The sequence below is a fragment of the Corynebacterium tuscaniense genome (assembly GCF_008693065.1).
Lineage (GTDB): Bacteria > Actinomycetota > Actinomycetes > Mycobacteriales > Mycobacteriaceae > Corynebacterium > Corynebacterium tuscaniense.
Genome location: NZ_VXKH01000060.1, coordinates 1 through 8,773, shown reverse-complemented (window position 1 = coordinate 8,773; position 8,773 = coordinate 1). Strand labels below are relative to the sequence as shown.

The window sequence follows — 8,773 nt, the reverse complement described above, 5'->3', positions numbered from 1 at the left end:
CAGACGGGGCACCGAACGCATCGGCCCCCATCGCGTGGATCGCGGCGAGCTCCTCCCCAGCCCGGCGCGCGGCTTCCGCGGTTGGCCGCGCGGTATCAACGTGCTCGATGGTGAGGGTGTTCGCTTCCTCGTCGAGGGCAAGGACCTCCACCACTGCGTCGGAACCTTCGCGCAGCCAGCGCAAATAGGCGGCTTCTGCGGCCGCCGCTCCCGGCGCGCTGCCGTGTTTAATGAATACCTGCGACATCGATGCCCTCCAACTCAAGTAAAAACCGTTTTGCTTCCGCGCCACCGCGATACCCGCCGAGAGTGCCGTCCGCCCGGAGCACCCGATGGCACGGCACGAGAAGCGGTAAAGGATTATTCGCGCACGCACTCCCCACCGCCCGCACCGCCTTGGGGCTACCCGCCTTCTGGGCAAGCTCGCCATACGTGACTGTCTGGCCGAAGGGCACCTGGGCGAGCTCGCGGAGTACCTCCGCCCGGAAACCTGAAACAAAGCGGAAGTCGAATGGCACGGTGAATTCACGCCGGCGTCTTGAGAAATATTCAGTCAGCTGCTCCGTCACCAGCAACGACTGCTCGGCCTTTGGGAATCGTGCGCGATTAACCTCGAGGTCATCGACCTCAAAAAGAACCTTCACCACCCCTTTCGGAGAAGCAAGAACACCGATCTGCCCGATCGGCGAAGCAAACTCCTGGAAGTGCACATCATCCATGCCCTCCAGAGTATCGCGCCCCTCCCCGCTCCTTCCATGCAGAAAAGTTGTTATTGTGGCGGACATGAAAAGCGCGAAAGTAGCCTACGTCACACTCTCCGCTGTCACTGCTGCGAGCGTAGTGCTCACTGCCTGCTCTACCGATGACGCTACCGATGAAGCTCCCCTGAGCACTCAAGCAACAACGACTACGACGGAATCGCCGACAAGCACGACCACATCTTCCTCCGCAGACACCGAAGATTTGAACAGCTACGACGGTTTCTACACCAACGACTTCTACACTGCGCTCCACAAACTCCCCGGGCTGGAACAAAGGAGCGGAGAGAGCAACCCGAAAGACTACTCAACCGAAGCCGAGCTCCTGAACAACGATGAAACACTTCGCGTGCTCAGCTTCATCTACATCCCGAAGGTTGACGGCGAATACCAACCCATCACACCTACCTCCGATAAAGGCCTCCAGCAGGCGTACGACAGCGCCGTCGACGTCTTCAACGATGAAAACTATGAATTCAAAGAAACCGAACACGACACTGCTAACTTCACATGGCAGTGCGTCGAGACCCAAGACGCACAAAACGGGAACATCGACTATGACATCTGCGTAACCGCGTTCGCCGGCCGCGTCATCGAAGCCCAACGCCAAATCCTCACCGAAGACCGCGACGACAGTGATAAGAAGCTCGACAAACTACTTAATGACTTTGACGATGTCCTCTCGGACATGAAACGACGGTAGGAGCCGCCATGTTCTCCTTCTTCAAGAAGAAAAGCTCACCCGAAGTTGCCCCCGAACAGGCAGTAGAAATTCCACCATTCGACTTCACCAGTGCCATTCCATCAGGGTGGGGCATACACGTAGGGGGCGACTTTATGGACTGGCCCAAGGCCACCCCCATCGAGTCCTTTGACCAGCTGCGCCACCTCATTGAGACACACTCATGCGGCGACGGCCTGTTTTCCATCGTCAACACGACGAAGACCTATGCCAGCCCAAAAGAGGTCTTCAAAGCGCGCTTCGATGGCAGCTTGCCGCCGCGGGCACACGCCTCGCAGCTCTACCCCGGTAAATGGGACATCACTATCGACGACGACCAAAAACGCAAGCTGAAATTCGGTGAACCGGGCATGGGGGCCGCAACGATGCCCTTAGTAAGCACCGAGAACGCCACCCTCATCCTGTGCTCATTCGTCCGAGAAAACGGCGCGATCCCGGAGCTGCCTCACCTGACCGCCACGCGACCGAAGCGCGAGAGCTCCTCGGGCGGCATCTACCTATAGGATTCTAAGCAACGAAACCCACGAAACGGTAGGTAACTTATATGCCTGCATTACAGATCCCTGCGATGAAATATGGTCCGCCCCTCACTGTCTTCCAAGCCTATGGCCGACGACAGTGTGCCCCGATGACGAAACCCGACAAACACGCCTGAGATCGGTCAGATAAAGCCGCTGTACCACACGTACGTCTTGACAAGAGCAATATTTCACCCAATTTAGCCCCGCTAGGAGGCGTTCGCGTCAGCCGTCTAACTCTCATCAATCGCACCGGAGTTGCCAGTGGGCAAAGGACACTCACCGAACCCGTGCAATCGGACTGCTGCCGACGACAACACGATCGCTAATCGTCGATCGCCCGTTCCAATTCCGCCGAGAGACGGCAAAACTCGATCGCCTGCAATTCGCTCATCTCCACGTCTGCATACTGGTGAACAATCTGGTTACGCATGATATTTAGCTGCGTAGCTGCGTTTGCTTGTTTAGTATTAAGCACGCCAACTTCTTGCGCTTCTCGGATCAGGCTGCCCATCGGCTGCAGGCGATCTCGACCCTGCGATGATTGGGGAATCTCTCGATGCACACCCTCCATACGCCGGCGCAGTACCGACTCAAACCGTGCTGCACTCGCCAGTGTGGCCGCTGCAGGATCTATGGCAGCAATCTCCGCGAAGCCCTTTAATGAAGCAACCCCCAGCGGACCAGTTTGATCTGTACCAGGCGCTGACGGCGACATGGACTGCTTGACACTGTCTAGTCCGGAGTCGATCTTTCGGGTGGTTAACTTGACGCTGCTCGGCCCTGCCTCAATTTGCTCTACGTTCTTTGGATCAAGAAGCTGTCGCAACGATCCTTTTAATAGCCAAACCACGAGAAGAATCGAGATTGGCCAAGCAATATGCCCAGCCAGATCAACGAATATTTCACCCCACTCGATTCTCATGATGAAGATGCTAACAATGTTTCACTGAATGCAAATCCAAAATAAGGAACACGCGTGGACTATGAATCAGCTGGAGCTGGTTATTCCTGATCATTCAGCGCATCAGAGGCTCATTCTGTTCGCTGCTAAGTCAGCTTGGGTCCTTGGACGGTGAGGGCAGGTAGCACAGTCTCTCCACTGCCCCTTTCTAGAATTCACGATATTCTAGATTTCGCACTCACCGACGAAACCTGTCGCACCGGGACAACCCATCGCAAGTTGAACGAACCCACGCCACCATCAGGCGGAGCAGTTTTAATCTTGTGGAGCTAACGGGATTCGAACCCGTGACCCCCACACTGCCAGTGTGGTGCGCTACCAACTGCGCCATAGCCCCATAGCTTCGGCGAACCAGGTTGTAGGCCTTTGTCCGCCGAGCGACTCCGATCAATATACACCCGCGAACAGGCGAGACCAAAATCGCTTGCTCGCTGCGGTTTTAAGAGCTGCGGTTTTAAGCGAAGAGGTCGTCGATCCAGTTGGCAAGGGGATCGGAGGGGACATCCTTGCCGTCGACAAGCACGCGTGGCGATGAGAGGTCACCGGTCTTGTCCACGAGATCCTTCGCATTTGCTTCGCCCATTGCCTTGGCGCGGTCGGTGTACTCGCCGTTGCGGATTGCCTCAACCGCGCCCTTGGAAGCACCGAAGTCGTGTGCAAGATCCGCCAACGTGTCGTTGTCCGCGGTGGCGTAGAGGTTCTGCTGCTGCTCCATCAGCGCCTTGCGGAGGTTCCAGTACGCCTCAATTTCACCCTTGTCAGCCAGGGCAAGCACCGCAGCAAGAGCGCGCGTGGAGTGGCCAGCGTTGTACTGGTCGCCGGTACCGTCAAGGAAGATCAGCGGGTGCAAGTTCACGGTGAGTTCACCGGCTTGGATCTTGGCCAGCATTTGATCATCCGTGTTCACCGCCAGCTCACCGCAGTAATGGCAGGAGAAGTCCTCGTAGAGGCCGGCTTCCTTCGCACCATCAGCGTTGTCGCCGCTCAGAGTGATCACGTTATCTGCAAGTGACAGGCTCACCCCATCGACCTTCTGCATGTTTTCCGCAATACGGTCAGCTTGAGCGCCACGGCCGTTGTACACGATGAGACCGATCACCAGCGCACCGATGAGTATCAACGCAGCCATCGCCGCCCAGAAGCCTTTGCTTCCCGACGAATTCGGGTTTGTCACCGACCGCGAAGCACCTTTAGTCGCATTCGGCTTAGAAGAGGAAGTCACAGTACATCACCTTAATACTCAGTGGTCGAACTATTTTACCAAGAAAGTTTAGGGGTACAGCGCGAATTTTTTAAACGGGCGGTAGATCATGAACAGAGTGACTGCAGTGAGGCCCACGTCGCGTGCAATCGCCCAGAGCAAATCCGCCGGGGAGCTATCAGGGTTCGACCCGAAGCACCCGCAGTCAATTTGCAGGCCACGGCTATAGGCTGACGCCAAGCCGATGATGAACAACAGAAGCACCACCACGGAAACCCAGCCAGTCGGGCGCAGTTTGATTCCCAGCAGAAGGAGGAGCCCGCCGGCGATTTCAAGCGGACCGATCAGACCAGCCAGCAGATGAGACCAGTACGGGGTGAAAATCTCGTACGCCTCAATGCTCTGCGTGGTCAGAAGCCGGTTGTCCAGTTTGGTCACCCCGGCATAGATCCACATGAAGGCCAGCCCAAACCGGGCAAGTGCAGAAAGCACGTCGAGTACACGGTCGCGCGTAGGGGCCACGGGCGCATCCTGTTGAATCGTCACCTAGATAACATTAGCCGAAAGTAGGGGGTCTTCGCGTGCTGCTCCCCCCCTATCGCTCGCCTAGTACTGCGCTGACAACATCCTGCGCTTCTTTTTGAACCTGCTCCAAATGCTCCTGCCCTTTGAAGGACTCTGCATAAATTTTGTACTTGTCCTCCGTGCCGGACGGACGTGCCGCAAACCAGGCGTGCTCCGTGGTCACCTTGAGCCCACCGATGGCGGCACCGTTGCCGGGGGCTTCGGTGAGCTTGGCGGTGATCGGGTCCCCTGCCAAGGTCGTTGCCGTGACCTGCTCCGGTGAGAGCTTCTTCAGGGTCGCCTTCTGCTCGCGGTTCGCCTCCGCGTCAGTGCGCGCGTAGACGGGTGCGCCAAAGGTTGCCTCCAACTCCGCGTAGCGTTGGGACGGCGTCTTGCCCGTCACCGCCGTGATCTCCGACGCGAGCAGGTCCATGATGAGGCCATCCTTGTCCGTCGACCACACCGTGCCGTCCTTACGTAGGAAGGATGCACCGGCGGATTCTTCGCCGCCAAAGCCGACAGAGCCGTCGATAAGCCCCGGCACAAACCACTTGAAACCGACGGGGACCTCAACGAGCTTGCGGCCCAGCGAAGCAACAACGCGGTCAATCATGGAAGACGACACCAGCGTCTTCCCCACCGCCGTATCCTGCGCCCAACCGTCGCGGTGCGCGAACAGGTACTCGATGGCCACCGCCAGGTAGTGGTTCGGATTCATCAGCCCAGCATCCGGGGTGACAATGCCGTGTCGGTCCGCATCCGCATCATTGCCGGTAGCGATGTCGTACTTATCGCGGTTAGCCACCAAGCTGGCCATGGAATTCGGGGAGGAGCAGTCCATGCGGATCTTGCCGTCCGTATCCAATGTCATGAACCGCCACGTGGCATCCACCTGCGGGTTCACCACGTTGAGGTTCAGACCGTGCGCCTCCGCGATGGCGCCCCAGTAATCCACCGAAGCCCCACCCATCGGGTCAGCGCCGATACTCAGTCCGGAAGAACGGATCACATCAATATCCACCACGTTGACCAGGTCAGCCACGTAGTTCTGCATGAACGCATGCTTGCCCGCCCGCTCATCCAGCACACCGCTGACCGGAGTACGCTGCACGCCCTCAAGGCCCTGCGCCAGGTACGCGTTCGCGCGGGCGGCAATCCAATCCGTCGCATCCGTATCCGCCGGGCCACCTGAGGGCGGGTTGTACTTGAAACCACCATCGCGCGGCGGGTTGTGGGACGGGGTGACCACAATGCCATCCGCCCGCTTCGGATCCGTGCCGGTCACACCGCCAGCAAGGGAGGCATTATGCGCCAGGATCGCGTGGGAGACGGCGGGAGTGGGGGTGTAGCGCCCGTAATCGTCGACAAGCACGGCGATGTCATTCGCAATGAGCACCTCGAGCGCCGACACCATCGCGGGCTCACTCAGCGCGTGCGTATCGCGCCCGATATACACGGGACCGCCGATCGCATTCTCGCGGCGGTAATCGACGATTGCCTGCGTGGTCGCCCAAATATGCTGCTGGTTAAACGCATTATCCAAGCTCGAACCACGGTGACCCGACGTACCAAACACCACCTGCTGATCCGGATCATGCGGATCGATCTCACGCGTGTAGTACGCGGTGACCACCTCCGCGATATCAATGAGATCCTCTGGACGGGCGGGTTGGCCGGCTCTCGCGTGCGCCATGCTTACTCCTTATGCGGTTGGGCTAACGGTCCACCCCCATCTTCCCTCGCTTTGCGTAACTCCGCCACGCAAAGTCCCATTTACGGCTCTGGGGCTGGGTGCGTTACCGTGTACACGTGTTAAGTACAGCGCTCAAGGAAGGTCTCGCCATTGGTTTTGGCGCGTCTTTCGGTGCGCTTGCACGTTTTGCGTTCACACCGTTGATTGCGCCGGAGCCGCCGGCAGAGATCATCATCATCTTCATCATCAACTTCATCGGCTGTTTCCTCATGGGACGCTTCGACCCAGGCCCGTTTTGGGGTCGCGGGATGATCGGCGGGTTCACCACGTTCTCCGCCGTATCCTTCCTGGCCATGCAGACCAGCGCCCTGCACGCCTTCATGTACATGGCGGGCACGATGATCGTGGGGCTCGCCGCGTGGGAACTAGGAAATGCTTATCGACGATCGGTCGCCCCATGATCCCACGCACCCCCCAATTCTTAGGCCCCGACGGCGTTGTCGGCTCTCACCTGCGCGAAGCTTTGAGCACCGGCGATGGCGCACGCACGATCTTTCTGTTGTTCGTCTTCGTGGGCTTTGGCGCCTTCCTCGGCGGATTGACCCGCTGGGCGTTGAGCGTGGTTCTGAAGGGCACGCCTGGAACGTGGGCCGCCAACCTTGTGGGCTCGGCAGTCCTTGGTTTCTCCGCGGCAATGCCCGCCATGTGGCCAGCCTTCTTGGGTGCCGGTTTCGGCGGTGCCGTATCCACCTTGTCCACCATGGCCAAAGAGATGGGCCAGATGGTGGAGCGCAAACAGTGGTGGCCACTGCTCCGCTACACCACGGTGACGTGTGTCGCCGGCATCATTGCTGCGTGGTACGGCCTGCGGGTGGGCTTGCAGCTCATTCCGGCGTTCTAGCTCTTATTCCAATTACTCCGTTTACTCAGCTATAGCGTCGAGTGGCGGCGTCTTCGCCGCACGATTCGCCGGCCACAGCGCCGCGAGAACACCCACCACCACGGAGCTCGCCAACATCACCGCGATCATGGTCCACGGGTAGGCAATGTTTTCCAAGCCCTGCTCCTTAAGCACCGTAAGGAACGCCCACCCCAGAGCCAGACCAGCGAGGACACCGAGCAACGCACCGAAGACCGCGATCTGCACGGATTCAAGAATGATCATCGTGCGCACCTGACGGCGCTGCGAACCCACGGCGCGCAGCATGCCGATCTCCTGGCGACGCTCAATGACGGACAGAGTGAGCGTGTTGATGATACCCAGCACCGCGATCACCACCGCCAACGACAGCAGCGCGTACAAGATGTACAGCATCTGGTTGATCAACTGCTTTGCTTCACCACCGAATTCCTCCGGGGTGCGCACTTGGACAACGATGCTGTCCTTGACCGCCTCCTCCACGTTCGTGCGCAGGGTCTCTGGGTCCACGGTGCCGTCGCCGTTGGCGCCGACCATGAGGATGGTCTCCTGGTCCGGCCGTACCAGCTTGTCCGCTGTCGCGCGAGAGATGACCAAGGATTCCAAGATGTTGGACTCACTGAAGATGCCCTTTACCTCCGCCTGCACAGGCCCGCCTTGGCTCAGCGATGAGCCCAGCGGTGAATCAACGTCCACGACATCGCCAACCTTAAGGGCGTGCTCTTTCGCATACGCCTCAGGCAGAACAACGCCACCATCCGACAAATCCGATGTGCCGTCGACCATCTCAATGACTGTCAGGCGGCCCGGATCGCCATTCATCACGTCGCTGACCTTCATTGGGCCCATCTCGTAGGCAGCTTTGCCATTAATGGTCAGCGGTGCCTGCGCATACGTGATCACATCGCCCACGCCGTCGGCTTCTTCCACCTTGCCCGGCACATCACCTGGAACGGGGAAAGCACCGAACTGGGGACCGTACATAACAAGATCAGCGGTGACCTCGTCTTCCAGGATGTCGTCCACCGACCGCTGCATAGTGGTTCCCAGCATGCCAAACGCTGTCACCAGCGCCACGCCCAACATCAGCGCAAACGCCGTAGCCGATGCACGACGGGGATTTCGTTTCGAGTTCGTCGCAGCCAGCGAGCCCACCGCTCCAAACGGCGCACCAATCCCCTTGCCCAGCACAGGCACGATCGGCAGAGAGAGCGCTGGCCCCGCCAAAAACAGACCGATGATCGCCGACACCGCGGCACCACCAACGAGTCCCGCGCGTGGCCCCGTTGAGCCGTCCTCCCACAGCACACCCCATGCGGCCAAACCAACGCCGATCAGGAGCAACGCCACGCCGACCAGAGTACGAGCCTTCAGCGGTTGCGGAGTCGAGGACTCACTCGACCGCATAGCCTCC

Annotated in this window: 10 protein-coding genes, 1 tRNA gene and 1 pseudogene; 4 read left to right on the top strand and 8 right to left on the bottom strand. The window is 59.1% G+C overall.

Annotation, left to right across the window (positions count from 1 at the left end):
* Positions 1-184, bottom strand: a pseudogene (locus F4V54_RS09110) (fructosamine kinase family protein); the annotation flags it as partial.
* 43 nt (positions 185-227) lie between these two features.
* A complete protein-coding gene (locus F4V54_RS09105) occupies positions 228-719 on the bottom strand; it encodes a methylated-DNA--[protein]-cysteine S-methyltransferase (protein ID WP_034665250.1) in 492 nt (163 codons plus the stop codon).
* A gap of 64 nt (positions 720-783) precedes the next feature.
* On the opposite strand from F4V54_RS09105, the gene F4V54_RS09100 reads away from it, so the two are divergent.
* Positions 784-1,461, top strand: a complete 678-nt coding sequence (locus tag F4V54_RS09100) for a hypothetical protein (protein WP_150386923.1) — start codon at positions 784-786, stop codon at positions 1,459-1,461.
* An 8-nt stretch (positions 1,462-1,469) separates the two neighbouring features.
* A complete protein-coding gene (locus F4V54_RS09095; RefSeq protein WP_034665246.1) occupies positions 1,470-2,003 on the top strand; it encodes a hypothetical protein in 534 nt (177 codons plus the stop codon).
* A gap of 340 nt (positions 2,004-2,343) precedes the next feature.
* Here the strand turns inward: F4V54_RS09095 and F4V54_RS09090 are convergent, their stop codons facing one another.
* The 5 genes from F4V54_RS09090 to pgm form a co-directional block, all read right to left on the bottom strand.
* Positions 2,344-2,943, bottom strand: coding sequence for a hypothetical protein (locus F4V54_RS09090; RefSeq protein WP_034665244.1), 600 nt, complete (start codon positions 2,941-2,943; stop codon positions 2,344-2,346).
* Between the two features lie 303 nt (positions 2,944-3,246).
* A tRNA-Ala gene (locus F4V54_RS09085) sits at positions 3,247-3,319 on the bottom strand.
* A gap of 117 nt (positions 3,320-3,436) precedes the next feature.
* Complete coding sequence (locus tag F4V54_RS09080; RefSeq protein ID WP_034665241.1) at positions 3,437-4,156, bottom strand: DsbA family protein; 720 nt, start codon at positions 4,154-4,156, stop codon at positions 3,437-3,439.
* A gap of 96 nt (positions 4,157-4,252) precedes the next feature.
* Positions 4,253-4,729, bottom strand: coding sequence for a MauE/DoxX family redox-associated membrane protein (locus F4V54_RS09075; RefSeq protein ID WP_376997808.1), 477 nt, complete (start codon positions 4,727-4,729; stop codon positions 4,253-4,255).
* 49 nt (positions 4,730-4,778) lie between these two features.
* Positions 4,779-6,440, bottom strand: a complete 1,662-nt coding sequence (pgm, locus tag F4V54_RS09070) for a phosphoglucomutase (alpha-D-glucose-1,6-bisphosphate-dependent) (RefSeq protein ID WP_150386922.1) — start codon at positions 6,438-6,440, stop codon at positions 4,779-4,781.
* A gap of 116 nt (positions 6,441-6,556) precedes the next feature.
* Between pgm and F4V54_RS09065 the strand changes: the two genes are divergently transcribed.
* Entirely contained in the window at positions 6,557-6,901 is a 345-nt protein-coding gene (locus F4V54_RS09065) for a CrcB family protein (protein ID WP_170253143.1), read from the top strand.
* The gene (locus F4V54_RS09060; protein WP_150386921.1) at positions 6,898-7,341 is read left to right on the top strand and encodes a FluC/FEX family fluoride channel; all 444 of its coding nucleotides are present in this window, start codon (positions 6,898-6,900) and stop codon (positions 7,339-7,341) included. The genes F4V54_RS09065 and F4V54_RS09060 overlap by 4 nt, the downstream gene beginning before the upstream one ends.
* 21 nt (positions 7,342-7,362) lie before the next feature.
* Here F4V54_RS09060 and F4V54_RS09055 read toward each other — a convergent pair.
* Positions 7,363-8,773, bottom strand: a 1,411-nt coding sequence (locus tag F4V54_RS09055) for an FtsX-like permease family protein (protein WP_150386920.1), incomplete at its 5' end; no start/stop codon positions are given.